23 protein-coding genes and 1 pseudogene are annotated in these 20734 nt (G+C 61.8%); 6 read left to right on the top strand and 18 right to left on the bottom strand.

The features are described 5' to 3' along the window. Positions 1–223: 223 nt before the first annotated feature. The 5 genes from AC0L39_RS01425 to nadB form a co-directional block, all read right to left on the bottom strand. Positions 224–547 carry a TraB/GumN family protein gene (locus AC0L39_RS01425; RefSeq protein WP_473262456.1) on the bottom strand — a complete coding sequence of 108 codons (324 nt, stop codon included), beginning with the start codon at positions 545–547 and terminating at the stop codon, positions 224–226. Further along, positions 501–1166 (bottom strand): TraB/GumN family protein, encoded by a 666-nt coding sequence (locus AC0L39_RS01420; protein ID WP_473260150.1) that lies wholly within the window; start codon positions 1164–1166, stop codon positions 501–503. The genes AC0L39_RS01425 and AC0L39_RS01420 overlap by 47 nt, the downstream gene beginning before the upstream one ends. A 10-nt stretch (positions 1167–1176) precedes the next feature. Beyond that, positions 1177–1533 (bottom strand): hypothetical protein, encoded by a 357-nt coding sequence (locus AC0L39_RS01415; protein WP_473260148.1) that lies wholly within the window; start codon positions 1531–1533, stop codon positions 1177–1179. Between the two features lie 142 nt (positions 1534–1675). Beyond that, entirely contained in the window at positions 1676–2131 is a 456-nt protein-coding gene (locus AC0L39_RS01410) for a hypothetical protein (RefSeq protein WP_473260146.1), read from the bottom strand. Continuing rightward, positions 2128–3714 carry an L-aspartate oxidase gene (gene nadB / locus AC0L39_RS01405; protein WP_473260144.1) on the bottom strand — a complete coding sequence of 529 codons (1587 nt, stop codon included), beginning with the start codon at positions 3712–3714 and terminating at the stop codon, positions 2128–2130. Before nadB ends, AC0L39_RS01410 begins: the two co-directional genes overlap by 4 nt. A 131-nt stretch (positions 3715–3845) precedes the next feature. Here nadB and AC0L39_RS01400 point away from each other — a divergent pair, with 131 nt between their 5' ends. Then, complete coding sequence (locus tag AC0L39_RS01400; protein WP_473260142.1) at positions 3846–4370, top strand: hypothetical protein; 525 nt, start codon at positions 3846–3848, stop codon at positions 4368–4370. 30 nt (positions 4371–4400) lie between these two features. On the opposite strand, the gene AC0L39_RS01395 is transcribed toward AC0L39_RS01400, so the two are convergent. Together AC0L39_RS01395 and AC0L39_RS01390 are read right to left on the bottom strand one after the other, a co-directional pair. Further along, the gene (locus tag AC0L39_RS01395; RefSeq protein ID WP_473260140.1) at positions 4401–5375 is read right to left on the bottom strand and encodes an MBL fold metallo-hydrolase; all 975 of its coding nucleotides are present in this window, start codon (positions 5373–5375) and stop codon (positions 4401–4403) included. 15 nt (positions 5376–5390) lie between these two features. Then, positions 5391–6344: an ABC transporter ATP-binding protein gene (locus AC0L39_RS01390; protein WP_473260138.1), complete on the bottom strand. Its 954-nt coding sequence runs from the start codon at positions 6342–6344 to the stop codon at positions 5391–5393. An 80-nt stretch (positions 6345–6424) separates the two neighbouring features. On the opposite strand from AC0L39_RS01390, the gene AC0L39_RS01385 reads away from it, so the two are divergent. Together AC0L39_RS01385 and AC0L39_RS01380 are read left to right on the top strand one after the other, a co-directional pair. Further along, positions 6425–6685 carry a zinc-finger domain-containing protein gene (locus AC0L39_RS01385; protein ID WP_473260136.1) on the top strand — a complete coding sequence of 87 codons (261 nt, stop codon included), beginning with the start codon at positions 6425–6427 and terminating at the stop codon, positions 6683–6685. A gap of 85 nt (positions 6686–6770) precedes the next feature. Further along, positions 6771–7157, top strand: a complete 387-nt coding sequence (locus AC0L39_RS01380) for a hypothetical protein (protein WP_473260134.1) — start codon at positions 6771–6773, stop codon at positions 7155–7157. Between the two features lie 163 nt (positions 7158–7320). Here the strand turns inward: AC0L39_RS01380 and AC0L39_RS01375 are convergent, their stop codons facing one another. After that, positions 7321–7938: a hypothetical protein gene (locus AC0L39_RS01375; RefSeq protein ID WP_473260132.1), complete on the bottom strand. Its 618-nt coding sequence runs from the start codon at positions 7936–7938 to the stop codon at positions 7321–7323. Positions 7939–8135: 197 nt separating this feature from the next. After that, positions 8136–9110 (bottom strand): NAD(P)H-dependent flavin oxidoreductase, encoded by a 975-nt coding sequence (locus tag AC0L39_RS01370; protein ID WP_473260130.1) that lies wholly within the window; start codon positions 9108–9110, stop codon positions 8136–8138. Between the two features lie 137 nt (positions 9111–9247). On the opposite strand from AC0L39_RS01370, the gene AC0L39_RS01365 reads away from it, so the two are divergent. Next, the gene (locus AC0L39_RS01365; protein ID WP_473260128.1) at positions 9248–9565 is read left to right on the top strand and encodes an ArsR/SmtB family transcription factor; all 318 of its coding nucleotides are present in this window, start codon (positions 9248–9250) and stop codon (positions 9563–9565) included. After that, entirely contained in the window at positions 9562–10548 is a 987-nt protein-coding gene (locus tag AC0L39_RS01360; protein ID WP_473260126.1) for an acyl-CoA desaturase, read from the top strand. Before AC0L39_RS01365 ends, AC0L39_RS01360 begins: the two co-directional genes overlap by 4 nt. Before the next feature lie 2 nt (positions 10549–10550). On the opposite strand, the gene AC0L39_RS01355 is transcribed toward AC0L39_RS01360, so the two are convergent. From AC0L39_RS01355 to guaA, 6 genes and pseudogenes are all read right to left on the bottom strand, one after another. Beyond that, the gene (locus AC0L39_RS01355; RefSeq protein ID WP_473260124.1) at positions 10551–10673 is read right to left on the bottom strand and encodes a hypothetical protein; all 123 of its coding nucleotides are present in this window, start codon (positions 10671–10673) and stop codon (positions 10551–10553) included. A 22-nt stretch (positions 10674–10695) separates the two neighbouring features. Continuing rightward, a complete protein-coding gene (locus tag AC0L39_RS01350) occupies positions 10696–11202 on the bottom strand; it encodes an endonuclease III domain-containing protein (RefSeq protein ID WP_473260123.1) in 507 nt (168 codons plus the stop codon). A gap of 13 nt (positions 11203–11215) precedes the next feature. Next, a complete protein-coding gene (locus AC0L39_RS01345; RefSeq protein ID WP_473260121.1) occupies positions 11216–11923 on the bottom strand; it encodes an endonuclease III domain-containing protein in 708 nt (235 codons plus the stop codon). Positions 11924–11931: 8 nt separating this feature from the next. Continuing rightward, positions 11932–12807, bottom strand: coding sequence for a hypothetical protein (locus AC0L39_RS01340; protein ID WP_473260120.1), 876 nt, complete (start codon positions 12805–12807; stop codon positions 11932–11934). A 29-nt stretch (positions 12808–12836) separates the two neighbouring features. After that, a complete protein-coding gene (locus AC0L39_RS01335; RefSeq protein WP_473260119.1) occupies positions 12837–13280 on the bottom strand; it encodes a CHRD domain-containing protein in 444 nt (147 codons plus the stop codon). Positions 13281–13378: 98 nt separating this feature from the next. Next, a pseudogene (gene guaA / locus AC0L39_RS01330) lies at positions 13379–14954 on the bottom strand (glutamine-hydrolyzing GMP synthase). Positions 14955–15205: 251 nt separating this feature from the next. Here guaA and AC0L39_RS01325 point away from each other — a divergent pair. Next, the gene (locus tag AC0L39_RS01325; protein WP_473260117.1) at positions 15206–15532 is read left to right on the top strand and encodes a UrcA family protein; all 327 of its coding nucleotides are present in this window, start codon (positions 15206–15208) and stop codon (positions 15530–15532) included. Between the two features lie 1011 nt (positions 15533–16543). Here AC0L39_RS01325 and AC0L39_RS01320 read toward each other — a convergent pair. The 3 genes from AC0L39_RS01320 to AC0L39_RS01310 form a co-directional block, all read right to left on the bottom strand. Next, entirely contained in the window at positions 16544–18052 is a 1509-nt protein-coding gene (locus AC0L39_RS01320; protein ID WP_473260115.1) for a class I adenylate-forming enzyme family protein, read from the bottom strand. A gap of 149 nt (positions 18053–18201) precedes the next feature. Next, a complete protein-coding gene (locus AC0L39_RS01315) occupies positions 18202–19824 on the bottom strand; it encodes a tetratricopeptide repeat protein (protein WP_473260113.1) in 1623 nt (540 codons plus the stop codon). 47 nt (positions 19825–19871) lie between these two features. Continuing rightward, positions 19872–20552 (bottom strand): PEP-CTERM sorting domain-containing protein, encoded by a 681-nt coding sequence (locus AC0L39_RS01310; protein WP_473260111.1) that lies wholly within the window; start codon positions 20550–20552, stop codon positions 19872–19874. Between the last annotated feature and the right edge of the window lie 182 nt (positions 20553–20734).

Genomic DNA, 20734 nt, shown 5'->3' with positions numbered 1-20734 from the left:
CAGTCCCTATTACTCGTGGCTAGGCTTTGTCGGTCGATCAGACGCGGTGGGCGATTTGTCGCAAAGTTTACCGTAAAGGCTGCCCACCGCGTCGAGACAAAGAATGCCAAATTATTAGAAAGTTACAATTCAGGATCGCCGGAGGGGCGTTTATGTCGCCTGAGCGGCTTGTTATGCCGATAAACTGCTTACCGGCCTCGACCGGCGTAATGCGCGCGCAATTTCAGCGCCACACAGGCCCGCCAATTTCGAAGCCCCGCGCCTCCAGCGCATCGAGCACGCCGTCCTTTTCGGCGAGCACCCGCAAGGGGACCACCGCGACAGTCACCCCGTCCTGTGCTGACGCGGTTTCGATGGCGTCGGTCCAGATGCCCCTGATCTCTCCGCCCAGCTCGTTATCGGCCCATGGCCAGCATCGGCCAAGTGCGATTTCGAGCGGATTGGCCATGACAGCGGGCACGTCGAGACTGCGCCAGTCGCGCCCTCTCTGTTCGATCAGCTCAGGGCCGATCTCGGTCGCGGTCATCGCCGCTTCGAGGCAGGGGATGTGCGAGGCTGGCTCGGCCTCCGCCAGATTGTCGAGCAGGTCTTCGCCGCGAAAACGCTGCGGCTCGTTCGATGGTGACGTCGGCATCCTCCGCCGCTTCGCGCACGATATCGGTCGCATCGTCGCCAGTGTCGTCGTCGAAATCGAGGCGGCGGGCGAGCAGGTCGAAAGCGGTCATCAGGAAACTGCCGCGCGAATAATCCTTGTCGTATCGGGCCTCGAGCGCAGCAAGCCGCTGACGCTGGGCGGTATCGAGGTAGTCTGCCGCGACGGTGTCATCCGGCAATTTGGTGAAGCGTCCGCCGCGAAATATCAGGCGGAAGATATCGCCCGGCGAGATCTTGGGACGCGCACGGATGATGACCCGGTTTGCCTCGCCAGTCGCCTCCTCCAGCCGGTCGGGCAGCCACGGCGTGCTTTCCGGCACAGCACGAATCTCGCCAACGAGGATGACCGCACCGGTATCGGTATAGATCGTCCACATCGGCGCACCGGACCGCTGCGCGGTGACGACGATCTGGTTCTGGGTGGGTGGGGGGTCCTGCGCGATTGCTGCGACGGGAAAAGCGAAGGTCAGGGCGGCGACTAGATCTCTGCAGGCACTTGAACTGAATGACATGTCGTGGGCGTTAGCCCGACCCACCTTGCTCACTGCTGTATGGCTCATTTTCGCGATGCCGATCGCATAGATCGTGCCCGTATCCCTTTGGCGAAATCGGGAGCCCGCCCCATTTCTCGATAAAGAAGGCCTCGAACTCACCAATCGAGTCCTGATCGCCATTCGTGTCGAGCCAGCTCACTATCATCATTGGTCGTTCGGGTTCCCAAGTACCCCCGGCATCGAATGAGACGCCAATCGTCGGCCCCCAAACCTTCTTTGCTAGGTTCCCAACCCCATACTTGTAAGACGTAACTTCGAAGCCGTGGCGCTCGAAAGTATCGACAAAGTCCATTTCCATGACGTGACGCTTGTCGAAGTCTTCCAAGCAAATGGCAGCGCTGTAATCTGGCGAACCACCGCTGCAGCCTGTCACTGCAAGTGCAGCGAACGCAACGAAAGGGGTTTTACTGCGCATCATGGTTTTAGGGAATGCCGGATCGTGCCTAGATGATTGGTGAACAAAGGAGCTAGTCCTCCGGTCCGAATGTCGAGCGTTGCTCCGAGACATCGTCCCAACCAATAAGTTCCGCCTTCGGCTTGTCGCGAGCAATCACATCAACGCAGTCATTCATTGTCACAAACTGATAGTGAGCGACCGGACCTACGATCTCGTTCATCAAATCCACTCGGGTCGGATATTCGCCTCCATTAACTGTCCGCGCGAAGCTTCCGTCTATACCCCTCCATCGGCTTGAGTCAGTTTCCACACTCATCCAAGTTTCATCGAGCACGCGGACAGTCATCACTTCGTCGAACTTGATTGCAATCAGCGGCATCGACGCGCCTGCAAGTTCCCAAATGAGAACGGCTCGCTCATCGGCATACTGAACAAGGCAATTGCCTGCCGTATCTACTGCATGCTTGTCGCCAATCGGAAAGCCTAGTCCCAGGTCGAACGGAGTGTAGACAATCGGCCCGTTCACGGCACGAGCACCGTATCCCGCGCAGCCTCAGCCGTCTCGGGGTAGTCCAGCGTGTAATGCAGGCCGCGGCTTTCGTGCCGGTCGAGTGCGCTTTTCACGATCAGTTCTGCCGCTTGCAGCAGGTTGCGCAGTTCGATGAGATCGGTGGTGACGCGGAAGCTTCCGTAATAATCCTCGACCTCGCGGCTGAGCAGATCGATCCGGTTGGCGGCGCGCTCCATGCGCTTGGTGGTGCGCACGATCCCGACATAATTCCACATGAAGCGGCGTATCTCGGTCCAGTTCTGCTTGATGACGACCTCTTCATCGGAATCGGTCACGCGGCTTTCATCCCAGGGCAGAATTTCGGGCGGCTGTTCGAGCCGGTCCCACTGGCGCAGAATATCGCCCGCCGCCGCTTCGCCGAACACGAAGCATTCCAGCAGGCTGTTGGACGCCAGCCGGTTCGCGCCGTGCAGGCCGCTTTCGGTGACCTCGCCCGCTGCCCAGAGGCCGGGCAGGTCGGTGCGCGCATCGAGGTCCACGACCACGCCGCCGCAGGTATAATGCTGCGCCGGGACGACGGGGATCGGCTCTTTCGTCATGTCGATGCCGAGGCCGGTGAGTTTTTCGTGAATGGTCGGGAAGTGCTCTTTCACGAATTCCGCCGGCTGGTGGCTGATATCGAGATGCACGTAGTCGAGGCCAAAGCGCTTGATCTGATCATCGATAGCGCGCGCGACGATATCGCGCGGGGCAAGCTCCATGCGCTCCTTGTCGTAATCTTCCATGAACCTGTGGCCCGTTTCCGGGTGAAGCAGATGTCCGCCTTCGCCGCGCACGGCCTCTGTGATCAGGAAATTCTTGACCTCCAGATTATAGAGGCAGGTCGGGTGGAACTGCATCATCTCCATGTTGGAGACCCGCGATCCGGCGCGCCACGCCATCGCGATCCCGTCTCCTGTCGCGCCGCGCGGCGCGGTCGAGAACTGGTAGACGCGCCCTGCGCCGCCTGCCGCCAGTATAGTCGCGCGCGCGATATGCCGTTCGACGTGCCCGGTTTCCTCGTTGAGCGCGTAGACGCCCCACACCCGGCCCGCAGCGGAGAATTTCTCGCGGTGGCGGTCGGTGATGAAATCGATGCACGTCCGCCCGGCAAGCATCGTGATGTTGGGGCTGGCGTCGGCGGCTTTCAGCAACGCTTCCTGCACCGCCCAGCCGGTTGCGTCGTCAACGTGCACGATGCGGCGGTGAGAATGGCCGCCCTCGCGGGTGAGGTGCAGCGCATCCTCATCGCGGTTGAACGGCGCGCCAAGCTCGCACAACCGGTCGATACTGGCAGGCGCGCGCTCGATCACGAATTCGACCGTCTCGCGGTCGTTGAGGCCTGCGCCCGCAACCATCGTATCGCGAATGTGATCGTCGAACGTGTCGCCCGCATCGAGCACGGCAGCGATCCCGCCCTGCGCCCATGCGGTCGATCCGCCGGTCAGCGAACCCTTGGCGAGCACCAGCACGCGCTTCGTTTCAGCAAGCTCGAGCGCTGCAGTGAGGCCGGCAGCACCGGAGCCGATCACGATACAATCGTATTCTGCTTTTTTCATCAGCGCGTCATGCCGATAGACAGTGGACCGGGCAAGCGCCGAGCGTGAATTGCGTATGCTTGCGCGGTTGCACGCACTCTCCTTGGCACAGAATGCTTGAACCCGGCGCGATAGCCGGTCAGGCGGGTCTCATGGCAAAACCGCATGCGCAATCGAACCGAGAGGCCCTGATCGCCCGGCTCTCCGGCTATTGGAAGATGGAGGCGGGCAATGTCGTGCTTCTACCGGCATTCATGGCGTTTCTGGCCGATAATCGGATCAGCGCCGCATCGATCATCGCCATGGCGGCCATGATGGCCTTGCTCGCGATAGGGGCAATCTATTGGCGCGCGAAACTGCACCAGATCGAGCATGGCACGTCGCCGGACAAGACAATTGAAGTTATCGCCGCGCTGGACAAACCGATGGCGCTCGCCAGCGCCTTGGCCATTGCCGCAGCAATTGCGGCATGGACGGTAGACGGGGTGGCGGCCGGGACGGCGGATCGCTGGATTGCGACCATTTCCGCAGCCCTCGCCGGACTCGAATACATCAATTACTATCACCGCCAATTGCAGCATTTAGACCGCCTGTCGGACTGGAAGCGGCTGATATCGGGCAGGGGGTTTCGCAAGAGCCAGCTGCGGCAAGATATCGAGCGGTTGAAAACCGACTAGGGCGCGGCAGGCATTGCGCTCCGCATTTCGTCAGAGCGCGTAGCAATCGAGGTCGGCGGCGATGCTGACTGCGCCCGCATAGCTTTGACCGATTGCAGCGAGACCCTCCTCCAATCGGCTGAGCGAGCGCTGCATGTTGTGCGTGAGGACCAGCCGCTCGGGCTGAAGCGCGCCTGCCAGGTCGCCGATCTCGGCAGGCGTCCGGTGCAGCCCGCGCGGCTGGCCCTGCTCGCCATTGATGACGTGATGCGCGAACAGGAGTGCAGGCTTGCTGTCTGTCAGGTCGGTCACGAACCGTTCGCTCGCCGCGCTTTGATCGCCGGTGATGACCACCGCTTTCCCGCCGACCTCGATTTCGTAGCCGAGCGCGGGGACCACGCCGTGATTGACCGGGTGGGCCATGATCGAAAAGTCGTCCGATACATCGAGGCCGACCGGCCCGCCTGCGCCTTCGGCAGTGACGATATCGCGCGCCTCGATCAGCGGCTTGTTCTCGCTTCCGTCGAGATAACCGCCATTATAGGCGAACGCGCCGCCATCCTTGGACAGCAACCTTGCGAGGAATTCACTGGTCGTAGGAAAGCGCGGCGCGGCATCGGGACCGACCACGGCGAGCGGCTCGCTGCGCCCTTCAAATCCGCCGGAATTGAGAATGCCCGCAAGGTCGCCCGCGTGATCGGCATGCAGGTGTGTGAGCAGGATCGCATCGAGGCTTTGCAGTTTTGCGCCCGCCTCTGCGTAGCGCAGGAAGCTGCCCGCGCCTGCGTCGATCAGCAGCCTTGGCTCGCCATCGATCCACAGCAGGTAGGACGTGCCCGCCCGGTCTGCCTCGGCAATCGGACCGCCGCTGCCGAGAACTTGCAGCGCCGCGCCTTCGGAAGGGCAGTCAGCGGGCTGCTCGGCGCGCGGAATGTCGCCCGGCAGCAGCGCTGATGGCTCGGGGCTCGCGGGCATGTCGCAGCCTGCAAGGCCTGCAATCGCCAAAACCGCCAGCGCTGCCCGCATCGCATCTCTCCCGCTTTAGCTGCCCGTCCCGGTGAGCTGGACGAAGACGTCCTCCAGATCCGCCTCGCGCGTCGTGACGTCTTCGACCGTCAGGCCCTTTTCCTGAAGGATTGCGAGCACCTGACCGGCACTCAACTTGTCCTTGTCATAGGTCACTTCGAGCGCGCGGGTATCGAGCATCTCGACCTTTGTGAACGCCTCGTGCTCGGGAGCAGAAGCAATGTCGGCATCGGTTTCGACACGCACGATCTTTTCGCGCGCCATCTCTATCAATTCGCGCGTTGGCTTGTTCGTGATGAGTTCACCGTGATTGATGATGGCGATGCGGTCGCACAATTCCTCGGCCTCTTCGAGATAGTGCGTGGTGAGCACGACGGTCACGCCCTCGCGGTTCATTTCGGTGACGAGTTCCCACAGCTGGCGGCGCAGCTCGACATCGACGCCTGCTGTCGGTTCGTCGAGGACGAGGATCGGCGGTGAATGCACCATTGCCTTGGCCACCAGAAGGCGGCGCTTCATCCCGCCTGACAGCGTGCGGGCATAGGCATCGCGTTTGTCGGCAAGGCGCACGGCGGCTAGCAATTCCTCGCTGCGCCGATCCATGCCCGCAATGCCGTAAAATCCGCCTTGGTTCTCCAGCACTTCGTAAGGCGTGAAGAACGGGTCGAACACGATTTCCTGCGGGACGATCCCGATCGCGCGGCTGGCATTGCGCCGCGCATTATCGATATCGAAGCCCCATATCTCCGCCGATCCGCTGGTCTTGTTGACCAGCCCGGCCAGGATATTGATCAGCGTCGACTTGCCGGCACCATTGGGTCCGAGCAGGCCGAAGATCGAGCCCTGCGGCACGTCGAAGCTCACCCCGTTCAGGGCCAGCTTGCCTTTCGCATCTTCGCCCTTCGCACCTTTTGGGGCGGCGTAGCGTTTCACGAGATTTTCGATGCGGATGGCGGGCGGCGTTGACATGGATGCCGCCCTAGGATGGGAGGTGATCTAGCGCAAACAGCAATTGAATTTGGCAGCGCGCGCGCCTATTCGCGGAGGCCATGATACAACCGCCACCAGAAGTGATCCTCGTCGATACCAAGAGCGTGAGCTGCGACGGCGCCAGCGCCATTCGCGGCGGCAAGGATTATCGCCCCGCTGCGCTCGGCCATCCGCGCATCTATCTCGAAATCGACGAGCACGGCTATGTCGATTGCGGCTATTGCGATCGCCGGTTCGTGCTGAAGGGCGGCCCCGCCGATGGCGCGGATCAATCGGCGTTGCCCGACATTTCCGAAGGCGCAGATCCCGGCCACCGCTAGTCTGCTGCCAACGCCAGCTCGCCGGTCAGGGTGCATTCAGGCGTGTTATGGTGTATCTCCGTGGGTCAAACCAAAGGAGAATGCCATGACCCGCCCGCGCATATTTTCCAAGCACTCCGCCGCACCCGGCTTCCTCGGCCTCGGCGCTGCCGCCGCTCTCGCGCTTGTCGCCAGTCAGCCGGCGCTCGCCGATGAACAGCAGGACGAGACCGAAGCTAGCGAGGAACTGAGCGAGGGCGAGAAAAAGCTCGCTGAAATGCTCGAAGGGCGCGTTGCGGGCGAACCCCAGCGATGCATTCGCACCCGGCTCAACAACCGTCTGCGCGTGATCGATGACACGGCCTATGTTTATGGCAGCGGTACCGTGCGATCTATGTGCAGCGCACGAAGAACCCGGAAGACATCGACCGCGATGACATCCTGGTCTCCCGCCAATTCAACGCAAGCCAGCTGTGCAAGCTCGATATCGTGACGACGGCTGACCGCGTTGCGGGCTTCTTCACCGGGGCGGTCTTCTTCGAGGATTTCGTGCCCTATACCCGGGCCGAGCAAACCGAAGACAACGGCTGAACTCGGCAGGTCCGACAAGCTCTCAGGAAAGCTCGCCGGACCTGGCCGGTACCGGTCCTTGCCGATCAGGCCGTCATCGCCGGTTCGGCGGTGGGCTGCGAGGCATCATGACCGCATGCAGGCGATCCTGCGCCGCGTGATTGCAGCGCCGCATAGGCATCGAGCATGCGGATCGATTTCTGGTAGTGATGCAGCACCTGCGAGGCGACCGGATCGTCGATGCTCATGCGCTCGTTGACGCGCGCGCAAGCACACGCGCCGGAAACGGCATCCGCACGGGCATTTTCTCTGGTACCGGCAGGCAGCGCGCTTGCACGAGCATCCCACACCCTCCCGCTTTTCCGGATGTCCTCGGCCTCACCGCGCACGTCGGCAAGGCTCGGCATGTGTTCGAATGTCTCGCGCGGTGCCCGCGGTACACGCGGAGCCATCCGGGGCGTTTGCGACGCAAGAGGACGCTGGTTGTCCGAGAAGGCAACCCGGCTCATGATGTTCGGGATCGCAGGGCCGACGCTTCCCTGCTGGAGGGCTTGCAACGCCCTTGCCGCGTGCATTTCGGCCCGTTCGGTGTCAAGCCGCTTTCGCACCCGCCATGCTCCGTACATTTCACCCGAAAGACAGCTTGCAATGCTCGATGCCGCAATGAGCACCAGCCACATTTCGAGCGTAAAATTCTCAATCATATATAATTCCCTCCGCCGGTCACGCGCGCGTGACCAGTAACGCTGTCCAATTTATGACCCCATCCAACCGCGCAGCATTCACATGAGTGAGACTGCCCGGATTTCAGCAAGCTAAGTGGACGACATCTAAAGGGAGTTTGTCGGGTGGCTACGTACAAACGCGCAGTGCCGCCCGTCCGCCGAACGGGAGAAGCGCGTTAACCTTTCGACATGGAGTTCATCCGGGCGAGGATTTCGTCGGCCTGGCTCATGATCCCGTCGATCAGCTCCTTGCAGGTCGGCACGTCGTTGATGAGCCCTGCAACCATGCCGCAGCTCCACGCACCCTTGTCCATTTCGCCTTCCATCATGATCGAGGGATAGACGCCCGCGACCTCCGGAAGGATATCCTGGATCGTGATCGCATCGCCCAGTTCCTTTTCCTTTTCGAGCAGGCGGTCGACGGCTTCGTTATGCAGCGCGCGTTCGGTATTCCTGAGCGGACGCATGACCAGCCGGGTGTCGAGTTCGGAGGCCTCGACGATCGCTTTCTTTACGTTGTCGTGCACTGGCGCTTCCTTGGTCGCAATGAAGCGGGTGCCCATGTTCATGCCCTCGGCGCCCATGGCGAGGCTGGCGACGAGGCTGCGACCATCGGCCATACCGCCCGAAGAGACGAACGGAATCTCGAGTTCATCGGCGGCCCGCGGCAGCAGGATAAAGTTCGGGATGTCGTCCTCGCCCGGATGCCCGCCGCATTCGAAGCCGTCGACCGACACGGCATCGCAGCCAATGTCCTGCGCTTTCAACGAGTGCCGCACGCTGGTGCATTTGTGGATTACCTTGATCCCGGCATCCTTGAGCGGCGGGAGCAGCTCTACCGGATTGCGTCCGGCGGTCTCTACCACTTTCACACCGCCATCGATCACCGCCTTGAGCAGCCCCGGATAATCGGGCGGAGTGAGCGTCGGCAGGATGGTGAGGTTCACGCCAAACGGCTTGTCCGTCATGTCGTGACAACGCGCGATCTCATTGGCGAGCTTTTCCGGTGTGCCCTGGGTCAGGCCGGTGATGATGCCCAGCCCGCCCGCATTGGAAACCGCCGCCGCCATCTCGGCAAAGCCGACATAGTGCATTCCGCCCTGGATGATGGGGTGCTGGATGCCGAACATTTCGGTGATGGCGGTTTTCATAGATCTCTCCCGGTTGATTTCTCGTCGTCGATTCGGAGCCTGTCGAAATTCGCACCCCGCCGCAACCATGACGCAGCGGAAAGGGCACCAGCAATTGACGCTTGTATTTAGATATTTTCCTATTTAGGAAAGTATCTATGGAAAAGGCATTCAAAGCCCTCGCCTCTACACCGCGCAGGCGTATTCTCAATCATCTGGCCGGTGGGCCGATGACGGTTGGCGAGATCGCGTCGAAGTTCGACATGGCGATGCCCTCTATCTCCAAACACATCGCGATGCTGCACGATGCGGGCCTGCTGCACCGACAAAAACGCGGGCAGGAGGTCATTTATTCCATTGCCGCCGACAATCTGGCCAATGCGATGTATTCGTTTCTCACTCCGTTCTGCCCAGAGGCGCGCGCTCTGGCAGCCGAACGCAAGCTGACGCGCGAAGACGAGGATGACGCGGTATGAGCAAGGTCCGCGGAGAAGCCGATGCGGGTGCCTACAAGGTCAATTCTCTTGGGGGCCTTGGCACCGCGGATGCTTCATCGGGCAGGCTGGTATGGGATCCAGCGCGGTCGATCTGGAATATGGGCTTTATCATCGGCGCACTGATACTCGGCCCGATGTTTTTCAGTTGGAGCGGGGTTGCCATCTTCCTGTTCCTCTCGGGCGCGACCCTGTGCGTCGGCCATTCGGTCGGGTTTCACAGGCGGCTGATCCATCGCAGCTTCGATTGCCCCAAATGGCTGGAACGGGCGATGATCTATGTCGGCGTTCTCGTGGGCATGGGCGGTCCGATCTGGACTGTGGGCCTGCACGACATACGCCACTGGGCGCAGCGGCAAAAGGATTGCCACTGGTTCTTGCGCCACGGCAAAGGCGCGATCGCGGATGGATTCTATTATCTCAATTTCAGACTGATTTTCGACAAGCCGCCGCAGTTCGATCCCGGCCCGGGCATTGGCGATGATCGCTTCTATCAGTTCCTGCAAAAGACCTGGATGCTGCACCAGATACCGGTTGCACTCGTCCTCTATTGGCTGGGCGGCTGGTCATGGGTTGTCTGGGGCGTCGTAGTCCGCGTCGCGGTTTGCTTTACCATGCACTGGTACATCGCGCATCACGCGCATCGCCATGGTCCGCAGGACTGGGTTGTCGATGACGCGGCGGTTCAGGGTTACAATATCGGCTGGCTCGCCATCCCGACCATGGGCGAGAGCTGGCATTCCAATCATCACGCTTTCCCCGCATCGGCGCGCCACGGCCTATATAAAGGGCAGATCGACCTCGGCTGGGAGTTTGTGCGGCTGCTGCGATGGATGGGCCTTGCCTGGGATGTAAAGACTCCGGACACTCTGCCCGCTCGCAGTGGCCTTACGCCAGTAAGCGAGCGAGCGCTCGGCGCAGTGAGTCACGAACAGCGCAAGGCGGCTCGTCAGCCGGCTGAATAGGCTCAACTTCGCTCGATCGGTCCCGTCTCGCACAACTCGCTAACGACGCAGATTTCGCATTTGGGCAGGCGCGCGCGGCAAACGCGCTTGCCGAACTGGATCAGCCAGAAATGGCCGTCGCGCATCGCCCAATCGGGGCTACGCTCTTCAAGCTGCTGCGCGGTTTTTTCGAGCCGTCTTTGCCTCGGTCAGCCCGATCCGGTTGCACACACGGTGCACATGCGTGTCGACCGCGATGGTCTCTTTGCCGAAAGTGAAGCTCAGCACGATGTCGGCGCATTTGCGGCCTATGCCGGGTAGGCTCATCAACCCTTCCCGCGTGCTTGGCACCGTGCCGCCGTGATCCTCGATCAGCGCGGCGCAGAATTTGCGGATGTTGCGCGTCTTGTTGTTGTAGAGCCCGCACGGCTTGATCGCCTGCGCAATGGCTTCGTCCTCCAGCGCGAGCATCTGATGGGGCGTCGTCGCGAGCGCAAACAGCGCCTTGGTCGCCGCCGCCGTGTTGCGATCGAGCGATTGCGCTGAGAGCATGCAGGAAATGCAGGACCGAAAGGCATCGGGCTGGCCCTTTGGCCCTTTGGCGTTTCGCGTCCGCCCCGGCATCGCCGCCGACAGGCGTCGATAGACCTCTTCGACCTGTGTTTCGCTGAGCATGCAGTGACAGCGTCTAGATCGGCGATGCGGTTCCCGTCTTGCAGTCCGCGCGCACCGGGCACTCCTTGCATTCAGCCTTGCGCGGGCGGCAATATGTCTGGCCGAGTTTCTTCAGCAGCAGGTGGTGCTCGTCCATATCCACGGCGGACCAGTCTTCGGGTACGATCGGCATCAGCGCGTCATAGGTCTTCGCGGTGTCGGCCTTGGCAGGTACGATCCCCATACGCTGCATGATCCGCCGGTGATGCCCGTCGATCACCATCGCGCGGCGGTTGAAGCTGCTCGCATTCATCACACCGGAAGAGTTCTTGCGCGCGATACCCGGAAGCGTCTCCAGCCACGCCATCGCCTCGGCGGTTTCGAGATTGGAGAGATGGCGCAGGTCCACGCTGCCCCGCTCGGCGATGATGGCATTCAGGCAGTCCTTGAGCCGCTTGGCGGCGACGGATGGAAAGGTCTGCCGCTGAAGCCGCGTTTCAAGCTCTTCAATCGGAGCTGCCGCCACCGCTTCCCATGATCCGTAGTCGGCGAGCAGCGCATCTGCCGAAGCATTGGAAGCCGCTGTCTTCGTCTGCGCGCCAATCACGCCGTGGACCATCACCCATACCGGATCGCGGCGCTTTTCAGGTGGGCGGACGATGCGCCCGAACCGCTCGATCAGGGCAGCCTGCATCCGGCGCAGGATATCGGTGCGGGGATCGGAGCCGAGGTCGAGTTGCATGGAGCGGTTCAATCGCCCTGCGCAAAACGGTCCACGAAATCACCCACACCCTCCATGTCGCCGAAACCGAAAATATAGGCGATCTCGACCGTGTCGGAGAAATCGAGCCCGCCCTCGGCAACGGCCGGGTTCACGTAGTCAGCGACCGGATTGTGCAGGTCGGAAAGCCGCTTCGCCTCGCGCCAGACGGGGCCGATGCGGGGGTCGGACAGCAGCGTCTGCCAGTGCGAACCATCTTTCGTGTTGAAAGCGGGTGATCCGTTGCCGGAAAAATTGCCATCTTGAACCCGGTGATACCGCGTATTGTAGACGACCAGCTGGATGGCATCCGCGCTCGTTTGGCTCTCGTTCCAGTAACTGTGCTGGACCACGTTCACAGCGGTCCACATGGCCTCGGGCAAATTCCTGACCGCTGCCGCCGTGACATCCGATTGTCCCGCCTCTGCAACCCAGACCTTGCCGCCTGCCGCAATCGTATCACGCATGCGGTCCGACAGCTTCGCCACGGTTTCATCGCGGCGGCGATGCGCATCGAGCCAGCGATTGCCGAACGCGAGGGTGAACAGCTCGGCTGCGGGCAGGAATTTTCCCGATTGTGTCCCATAGGCGCCGGCAGTGGCGACAAAATCGACGCAGGCAAAATCGGGATGCTTGAGCACCGATCCCAGCCCGGCGACCGCCTGGAGATCGTCGACATCAGGCTTGCTGTCGTAATTCGCCACGAGCAGATCACGAGCGGGATCGAACAGGCCGATTGGAGGCGCTTGCGAGCAGTCAGGTGCTGCGGCAATATTTGCCACAGAGGCGGACGTAACTGCGCCTGCAAGGGGCGCACATCCGGCCATGAGAAGCAAAGCAGTGCAGGCAACCGCGATGCGTTGCATCAAACCTCTCCCGTTCCGCAGCCGCCCCGCTATTGCTTCAGCTGGCCCCGGATAGCGCCCGCCGGAAATTCCGCGGTGTGCACATTGACGTAATAGTTGGCGAGCCCGTCATCGAAGGCTTGCTGCACCCATGATGTGTCGCTGCTGCAACCGCGCCAGCCGCCTTCGGTGGCCTGCGCCAGCGCGAGCACGACCGGTCCATCGGTTCCGGCCGCACCTTTGTGAATATGCGCCCCGGTGATCGGCCCCAGCCCTTCGAGGTCGTTGAGATCCCAACACACTCGGGTGAGTTCATCGGCAAAGCTGATCTCCGCCGTGCCCGATCCGTCGGGATCGCCGTCATGCACTTCGTTCGCGCCCGAAAGGTCCGCAGTGTAGGTCGAAGAGATCGTCTCGGTATAGGCTTCCTGCAGCGTCTCGCAGCCGGTCAGGGTGATCGCTGCGGCGCCAAGCAATAGGATGTTGCGGTTCATTAGGTCTTCCTCTCTCGATAACCCACCATGCTTAATTCTACGAACCGCTGCGGTGGGTGTTCCCCGTTTCGAGTGGGGGCAGAGAGGAACAGACCTGCCTACTCCCACTCGATCGTGCCGGGCGGTTTCGATGTGTAGTCGTAAACCACCCGGTTGATGCCCTGCACTTCGTTGACGATGCGGGTCGCGCATTGGGTCAGGAAGGCCGCGTCGAAGGGATAGACATCCGCCGTCATCCCGTCGGTGCTGGTCACGGCGCGCAGGCCGCAGACGCTGTCATAGGTGCGGCTATCGCCCATCACGCCAACGGTCTTGACCGGCAACAGCACGGCGAAGGCTTGCCAGATTGCATCGTAAAGACCCGCATTGCGGATTTCCTCGAGATAGATCGCGTCGGCCTTGCGCAGGATGTCGCAGCGCTCCTTGGTAACTTCGCCGGGAATCCGGATTGCGAGGCCGGGTCCGGGGAAGGGGTGACGGCCGACAAAGGCCTCTGGCAGGCCAAGCTCACGACCCAGATCGCGGACCTCGTCCTTGAACAGCTCCCGCAAGGGTTCGACCAGCTCCATGTTCATGCGCTCGGGCAGGCCGCCGACATTGTGGTGGCTCTTGATCGTGACGCTCGGCCCGCCGGTGAAGGAAACGCTTTCGATGACATCGGGATAGAGCGTGCCCTGAGCAAGGAAATCCGCGCCGCCGACCGCCTTTGCCTCTTTCTCGAACAGGTCGATGAACGCCCCGCCGATGAACTTGCGCTTCTTTTCAGGATCGGTGACCCCGGCAAGGCCATCGAGGAACGCCTGTTCGGCATCCACCGCGACCAGCGGGATGTTGTAGTGGTCGCGGAACAGCGAAACGACCTGCTCGGTTTCGTTGAGCCGCATCAGGCCGTGATCGACATAGACGCAGGTGAGCTGGTCACCGACCGCTTCGTGGATGAGGACGGCTGCGACGGCGGAATCGACCCCGCCCGACAACCCGCAAATCACCTTTCCTTCGCCGACCTGGTCGCGGATTTCCTCGATCTTGGTCTTGCGAAACTCGGCCATGGTCCAGTCGCCAGCCAGTCCGCAGACGTGGCGCACGAAGTTGGCGAGCAGCTTGCCGCCATCGGGCGTGTGGACGACTTCGGGGTGGAACTGGGTGCCGTAGAATTTGCGTGCCTCATCGGCGATCACTGCGAAAGGCGCGCCATCGCTGGTGGCAACAATTTCAAAACCGGGTGCAAACTGCGTGACCTTGTCGCCGTGGCTCATCCAGACCTGGTGGCGCTCGCCCTTTTTCCAGAGGCCGTCAAACAGCGCGCAATCCTTGGTCACGGTGAGGTACGCGCGGTACGAATTCGCCACCTTCACCTGTTTCGTGGCCCGGGCGCACTTCGCCGCCGAGTTGCTGGCTCATGACTTGCTGGCCATAGCAAATGCCCAGGATCGGGACGCCCGCCTCGAAAAAGCTCTGGGGCGCGCGCGGCGATCCGTCGTCCGGGACGCTGGCGGGCGATCCGGAAAGGATGATCCCCTTCGGCTGCATTCGCTTGAAGGCATCCTCGGCCACGGTGAACGGCGCGATTTCGGAATAGACCCCTGCTTCGCGCACGCGGCGGGCGATCAACTGCGTAACCTGGCTGCCGAAATCGACGATAAGGATGGAATCGGGGAGATGCTCTGCGTCCATTGCGCCGCGTTACGTCAGCGCGCTCGGCCCTGTCCAGCATGCCGTAACGTCAGCCCGCCACCTATCGACAGATATTGCAGTGCAGCAAGAGTGCATCCCATGAAAAACCTGGAAAAATTATTGCGAAACCGGGAACCTTCGATGCGGACTTCGCATTTGCAACATTGTCTTGTGCAATGCACCAGAGTTTCAAAGAACAACCGAATGCCGGCCAGCGGCATCACGAACCCTCTTCCATCGGAGTATCATCAATGCGTTTCTCTCTCCCAATCCTCGCTCTCGCGGCTGTCGCGGCACCGGTTTCGGCTGCTGCACCGGCAGGCGAGAAGATCGTCGACGTGCGCATCGCGTTCGCCGACGTCGACCTTGCCACCACCGAAGGCCGCGCCGCTCTCCGGCAGCGCATCGATGCGCAGGTCGAAAAAGCCTGCACCATCGAGGCCAATTCGCGCTACGGCTATGGCCGCGATATTGTCGATGACAGCTGCGTTGCCAATGCGCGCGCCGAAGCTCTCGCCCAGGTGGAGCGCGTAGTCGCCGCCCGCGCACGCAGCGGACGCGAAGTCGCGGCAAACTGATCAGACGCCCTTACCGGGGTGTCCGTAAACACCAAAAAGGGCCGCAGGATCGTTCCGGCGGCCCTTTTTTCATGCGCGATCCGGGAGCCAGAGGCGGTCTGACGCCGCGGCACGGCAGATGTTGCATATTTTGCACTGAACTTGCGCATTTTCGCATTTGAGTTTCATGCAATCGAACATCATTTAGCTCCTTGCAACGGGCAATCAGGCATCTCTCTCCTCCCTGCTCCCGCTGCAAATTGCACCGCTACGGGTTCGATCTCGGTCCCTCCCGGTGCAGTCTGCTTGTCGCCAGCAAGCAACCGGACGCTGAACGCGGACAGGTATCTTCCAGGACCTGTCCAGCACATTCAGCGAAACAAGCGTACTCCCCCTACGCTTCGGTTGCTTACGGGACACGAAGCTGCAAGGTCTGCGCGCCCGGATGAGCGCGCCACAGGACCTTGCCGCCGAGAGTGTCGAACCATCTGGCGATCCAGCAGCGAGCGAGACGCGGCCACCCATTCTCTCCCCCTGAACCGGTGGCCGCGTCTCCACTTTTGCGCGCAACTTCGGACGTCTCGCACCGCACTTCAATCGCCTTCCCCGATCAGACTGAACGGTAATCACTGTGCGCATCGGGGTAACAATATTGCTCTTCACTTCGTATTTATAAGCGCAAGACCGGCGCCATCCCGCAGCCGGTGAGCCTCTCAAGAGGCGATACCAGGAGTAGAAACATGAGCATGTTCACTGAGAAGACCTTCGCGCTGCTTATCGCGATTGGCCTCAGCACGATCTCGTTCAACACGCTGATCGTTTGAGCCGCCTGCCGCCGGAAACCTCCGGCGGACAAACAAGCATTGCCGGGAGTGATTACACGGGTAGGCACTCCCGGCATTATGCTTCTTGGAGCCAATCCTCTAGCGTCTTTGTGCCGGTATCTCTGTTGGCAAGGCGGCGCGATTTGAGTTTTAAGTCTCTGACATCAGCCGCGTGGATCGATGACATAGCCGCAGCCAGCGAATAGCCTCAGGGCGCGAGCTGTTCCGCCAAGTCGCGAAGCTGTGTCTTGAGCAATTTGCCGATATGGCTGCGCGGCATTTCATCGATCGGGTACAGCGCCGACAATCGCTGGGTCTTGCCCAGCCGGGCATTGACCGCGCCGCAAATCTCCTCGCAGCTGCGCGCGCCGTCCTTCAGCACCGCGAAGCCGACCGGCGTCTCGCCCCATTGCCTGGAGGCAATGCCGACGACAGCGGCTTCTGCCACGTCCGGCTCTTTTTCCAATTCGGCTTCGAGGTCGCTGGGGTAGATGTTGAACCCGCCCGAAATAATCATGTCTTTTGCGCGCCCGACCAGTTCGACGAAACCGTCTTCGTCGACCCGCCCGATATCGCCCATGCGCATCCAGACCTCGCCGGTCGCAGGATCCCGCCACTGCGCTTCTTCGGTCTTTTCCGGGCGGTTCTTGTAGCCGGACATCATCGTCTCGCTGCGCCCGATCAGATTGCCCGGAGTGCCCGGCGGCACTTCGCGGTCGTCATCGTCCACCACTTTCATCACGCTGCCCGGCGCCGGCCTGCCGACGGTGTGCAGCTTGTCCCGGAACTGGTCCGCCTGAAGCAGGCACACGACGCCGCCTTCGGTCATCGAGTATATCTCGACCAGCCCTCCCGGCATCCGGTCCAGCACTTGGCGTTTGAGCTCGGGTGAGAACGGCGCGGAAGTGCAGTACTTCATCGCCAGCGAGGACAGGTCGAAATCGTCGAAATCGGTAAAGTCCATCAGGCGCTGGTACTGCACCGGAACCAGCATCGTCACGGTGGTGCGGTCGCGCTGCGCGTATTCTAGCCACTTGGCGCAGTCGAACTTGCCCATGATCCGCACCGTCCCTCCGGCAAAGAGCGGCGCGAGGAATGCCACCATCGTGGTGTTCGAATAGAGCGGCGTCGAGGCGAGCGAGCGCACCGGCAGGCCCGCTTCGAGATAAGACAGCGCGGTCGAGGCAAACTGCCGCCAGCGCATCTGGTGCGAATGGACGATCCCCTTGGGAATGCCGGTCGTGCCGCTCGAATAAATGATGTTGAACGGATCGCCTGGCTTTGGATCGAAGGGCGCAGCGGTGCTTCCCGGCGGCGCCATCCATGTCTCGATATCCTCCAGCGGCACGCGAGTGAGGTCGGCCATGAAATCGGCGCCCAGTTCCTCGGCCTTGGCCCTATCGATGAACAGGAGCCGTGCGCCCGAATCCCGCGCCATGCCGGCAAGTTGGTCCGGTGAGGCGCTGGTTGTCAGCGGCGCGGCGACGCCGCCTGCGCGGATAGCGGCGAGGAATACGAGCGCGTAATTGATCGACGATGTGCCGAGGATCGCGACAGACTGACCGCGCTCCAACCCGGTCTCGATCATGCGCGCCGCGAGCCGCTCGACCAGTCCGATCAATTCCGCCCATGCGCAGTCGCGCGTGTCGTCGATCAGGGCAATCTGGTCGGGATGCGCGACCAGCGTGCTCGCGCAGGATAGCGGGAAAGGACCCAAAATCAGTCCGCAGCTTGTCGATCATGTCCACCCTCTTCGATCCGCGGCATTTGCCAATGCCGCTTTGCCGGGAATTCGGAGCAAGCGGCCAGCGAGGGAAAGGATTTGTTTGTGAAAAGATCAGGCCGCAGCGGCCCACGCGGACGCTGTCAAAGCCGTTCGAGCAAGGCGTCTATCCGCGCGGCCTGCTCTTCGCCGCCGAATGGCCGCAGCGCCGCGGCGATGCGCCGGGCCTCGGCCTTGCGGCCATTGGCGGCCAGCGCGTGAGCGTGGTGCCAGCGGATGGTGAAATCTGTGGGCCGCGCCTTGAGCGCGCTGCTGGTCAGGCGAAGCGCCTCGCTCTTGTCGCCTCCCGCCTCGAGCAGCATCCAGCCAAGCGTGTCCTGCACCTGCGGGTCGTCCGGTGTCAGCGAATACGCCGAGCGGGCCAGCCGGAGGGCATCGGCAGGCTTGCCCGAATTGAGCTCCGCCCAGGCGGCATTGTTCAGAACGAGCGCATTATTCGAAAAGCCGTTGCTGGCGAGCTCGCGGTAGATCGAAGCCGCGTTGGCCCAGTCTTCGTTTGCGATGGCTCGGTCCGCTGCTGTCAGCTTTTCATGCGCATCGCTGGCCTGCGCCAGTTCGGGCATGCGCGCGGCAAATCGTTCGGCGTCGCCGCGCGAGCGTGACAGCCTGACGGCAAGATCAAGCAATTGCGGCGATGCTGCCGCGCGCTGCGCCGGGCCTTCGATCGCTTTCCACGCAGCGTTCGCGTCACCCTCGGCGAGGTATGCCTGAGCTAGCACCAGCGAAGCGTGCAGATGTCCGGGGTTCGCATCGAGAAACCGGCGCAAATGACCGATTGCGGTCTTCTGGTTGCCGCGCAGATAGGCGATTTCGCCGAGCAGCAGCGAAGCCTGGCTCATATCACGCAAATCGGCCTCGACGGTCTGCATTAGGGTGTGCGCGGTTTCCAGGTCGCTGTCGTGAAATGCGAACTTGGCTCGCAGGAATGTCCCGACGGGATGGCCGGGCGCAAGTGTGTTCAGATTGGAAAGTGCGGCCTTCGCTGCATCGCGGTTGCCGAGATCCGCCTCGGTCGCGGCAAGGTAAAGCATCGGCCCGATCACGGTCGGGTGCGCCCGCGCCGCATCGGCGAAATGATCACGCGCGGCCGCACGGTCTTCGTCAAGCAGGTCGAGCCTGCCGCTCAAGAGCAAGGCGTGCAGGCTATCTGGATCGGAAGCTGAGGCGCGGGCTGCAAATTCGCGGGCCGATGCGATCCGGCCTCTGCCAAGGGCCATTTCACCGCGCAGCGAAAGCAGCCGCGCATCCTGCGCAAACCGCTCAATAGCGGCATCGGCGGTTTCGTAAGCGGTTTCGGTGTCTCCTTCCGACAGAAGAACGCCGATTTCCACCCACGCAGCGCGCGGCGAAAGCTCACTTACAGTCTGCGCTGTTCCAAGCGCCTTAGCGGTCTGGCCGGTCAGCAGCAGCGCATGAGCCATGATACCCGCAGCTTCGAACGATTCCCGATCGGCAATGGAAAGTTCTTCGAGCGCTCCGCGCGCCCCTTCGCCGTTGCCCATATCGACCAGCACTTCCGCTAGCCGAAGGCGCAGGGCCGTGTCTTGCGGAGCATCCTGGAGCGCGGCGATAAGGTGAATCCGCGCCGAGCGCAGGTCATTGGCCGCGATCGCCGCATCCGCTTCGGAGCGCGGATCGCTGCTCGCAATATCGCAAGCGGCGAGCAGCAGTGCCGAAGCAATACCGAAAGAAAAGCGCTTGATCATGTCAGGCGGCGAGAGCGGGCGATACGAAAGTGCCGCCCGGTTCGCACTCAGGCCGTTGCCGCATCGCGGTGATGCTTGCGGCGCAGCAAGACTGCCAGCGCAAGGCCGAACAGGAGCAGCATTCCCGGTGCGGGCACTTCGGTGCCGCCGGAAAGGTTGAAGTTGATATCCCAATGCGAGCCTCCGGTGTAGTCGCTGCCATTGGGATTGAGCAGGTTCAGCCACGACGAACCGCCAAACACGGAGGTCTTGTCATTGGCCCCCTCACCGAACTGGAACAGCGTGTTGCCTGCGAACGGATCGCCCGATTGCAGGCTGTAGACCGTGCCGTCGATGGTGATAGTTCCGGTTGCATCGGTGAAAAAATCGATCTTGGCAGGATCGTACGCACCGCCGCCAGCCTTGTACGTGTTGCCGCCGGGAAGTTCGTCGACAAGTCCGGTCAACGACAGGTCGAGCGTGGCGACCTCGCCCAGATTGTTGATCGCAGTTCCGGTGAAAGTTCCGGTCTGCGCATCGGTATCCACCGTGAAAGTGGTTCCGTCCTCAAACGAGAAATTCCGATCGCAGCCACTGTTGCGTGAATTCGTCCAGAGGCCGTGCGAGCACCCCGAACCGGCATTGTAGTCGGACACATCGTATTCGATGATCGATGCCGATGCGGGCGCTGCCGCGACGGCCAGCGATGCCGACGCCGTCAGAGCTGCAATTGTAAGAGCCTTACGCATAAAATCCCCCGTGTTCCGGCTGAGCGGCGCCGGCCCCGTATCAAAGTGATCTGGCCGCGGCGAAATCGAATCGCGAGCCGTGAAGTTGCTGTCCCTTGCGTGGGGGCAGATGGAAGTTCAGACAAGTTTGCTAACCTAACTTCCGAAAGCCTGTTTCAACGCGGGACAAAGGGCGCGGCTCA

The sequence above is a fragment of the Erythrobacter sp. K21-9 genome (genome assembly GCF_055808355.1).
The sequence above is the reverse complement of the archived record's forward strand: the minus strand, read 5'-3'. Positions and strand labels throughout refer to the sequence as shown.

Excerpts from the sequence above, each read along its gene's own strand:
- AC0L39_RS01420 (WP_473260150.1), bottom strand. The coding sequence starts at position 1,166 with ATGTCATTCAGTTCAAGTGCCTGCAGAGATCTAGTCGCCGCCCTGACC.
- nadB (WP_473260144.1), bottom strand. The coding sequence starts at position 3,714 with ATGAAAAAAGCAGAATACGATTGTATCGTGATCGGCTCCGGTGCTGCC.
- AC0L39_RS01400 (WP_473260142.1), top strand. The coding sequence starts at position 3,846 with ATGGCAAAACCGCATGCGCAATCGAACCGAGAGGCCCTGATCGCCCGG.
- AC0L39_RS01395 (WP_473260140.1), bottom strand. The coding sequence starts at position 5,375 with ATGCGGGCAGCGCTGGCGGTTTTGGCGATTGCAGGCCTTGCAGGCTGC.
- AC0L39_RS01390 (WP_473260138.1), bottom strand. The coding sequence starts at position 6,344 with ATGTCAACGCCGCCCGCCATCCGCATCGAAAATCTCGTGAAACGCTAC.
- AC0L39_RS01385 (WP_473260136.1), top strand. The coding sequence starts at position 6,425 with ATGATACAACCGCCACCAGAAGTGATCCTCGTCGATACCAAGAGCGTG.
- AC0L39_RS01380 (WP_473260134.1), top strand. The coding sequence starts at position 6,771 with ATGACCCGCCCGCGCATATTTTCCAAGCACTCCGCCGCACCCGGCTTC.
- AC0L39_RS01375 (WP_473260132.1), bottom strand. The coding sequence starts at position 7,938 with ATGATTGAGAATTTTACGCTCGAAATGTGGCTGGTGCTCATTGCGGCA.
- AC0L39_RS01370 (WP_473260130.1), bottom strand. The coding sequence starts at position 9,110 with ATGAAAACCGCCATCACCGAAATGTTCGGCATCCAGCACCCCATCATC.
- AC0L39_RS01365 (WP_473260128.1), top strand. The coding sequence starts at position 9,248 with ATGGAAAAGGCATTCAAAGCCCTCGCCTCTACACCGCGCAGGCGTATT.
- AC0L39_RS01360 (WP_473260126.1), top strand. The coding sequence starts at position 9,562 with ATGAGCAAGGTCCGCGGAGAAGCCGATGCGGGTGCCTACAAGGTCAAT.
- AC0L39_RS01355 (WP_473260124.1), bottom strand. The coding sequence starts at position 10,673 with ATGCGCGACGGCCATTTCTGGCTGATCCAGTTCGGCAAGCGCGTTTGC.
- AC0L39_RS01350 (WP_473260123.1), bottom strand. The coding sequence starts at position 11,202 with ATGCTCAGCGAAACACAGGTCGAAGAGGTCTATCGACGCCTGTCGGCG.
- AC0L39_RS01345 (WP_473260121.1), bottom strand. The coding sequence starts at position 11,923 with ATGCAACTCGACCTCGGCTCCGATCCCCGCACCGATATCCTGCGCCGG.
- AC0L39_RS01340 (WP_473260120.1), bottom strand. The coding sequence starts at position 12,807 with ATGCAACGCATCGCGGTTGCCTGCACTGCTTTGCTTCTCATGGCCGGA.
- AC0L39_RS01335 (WP_473260119.1), bottom strand. The coding sequence starts at position 13,280 with ATGAACCGCAACATCCTATTGCTTGGCGCCGCAGCGATCACCCTGACC.
- AC0L39_RS01325 (WP_473260117.1), top strand. The coding sequence starts at position 15,206 with ATGCGTTTCTCTCTCCCAATCCTCGCTCTCGCGGCTGTCGCGGCACCG.
- AC0L39_RS01315 (WP_473260113.1), bottom strand. The coding sequence starts at position 19,824 with ATGATCAAGCGCTTTTCTTTCGGTATTGCTTCGGCACTGCTGCTCGCC.
- AC0L39_RS01310 (WP_473260111.1), bottom strand. The coding sequence starts at position 20,552 with ATGCGTAAGGCTCTTACAATTGCAGCTCTGACGGCGTCGGCATCGCTG.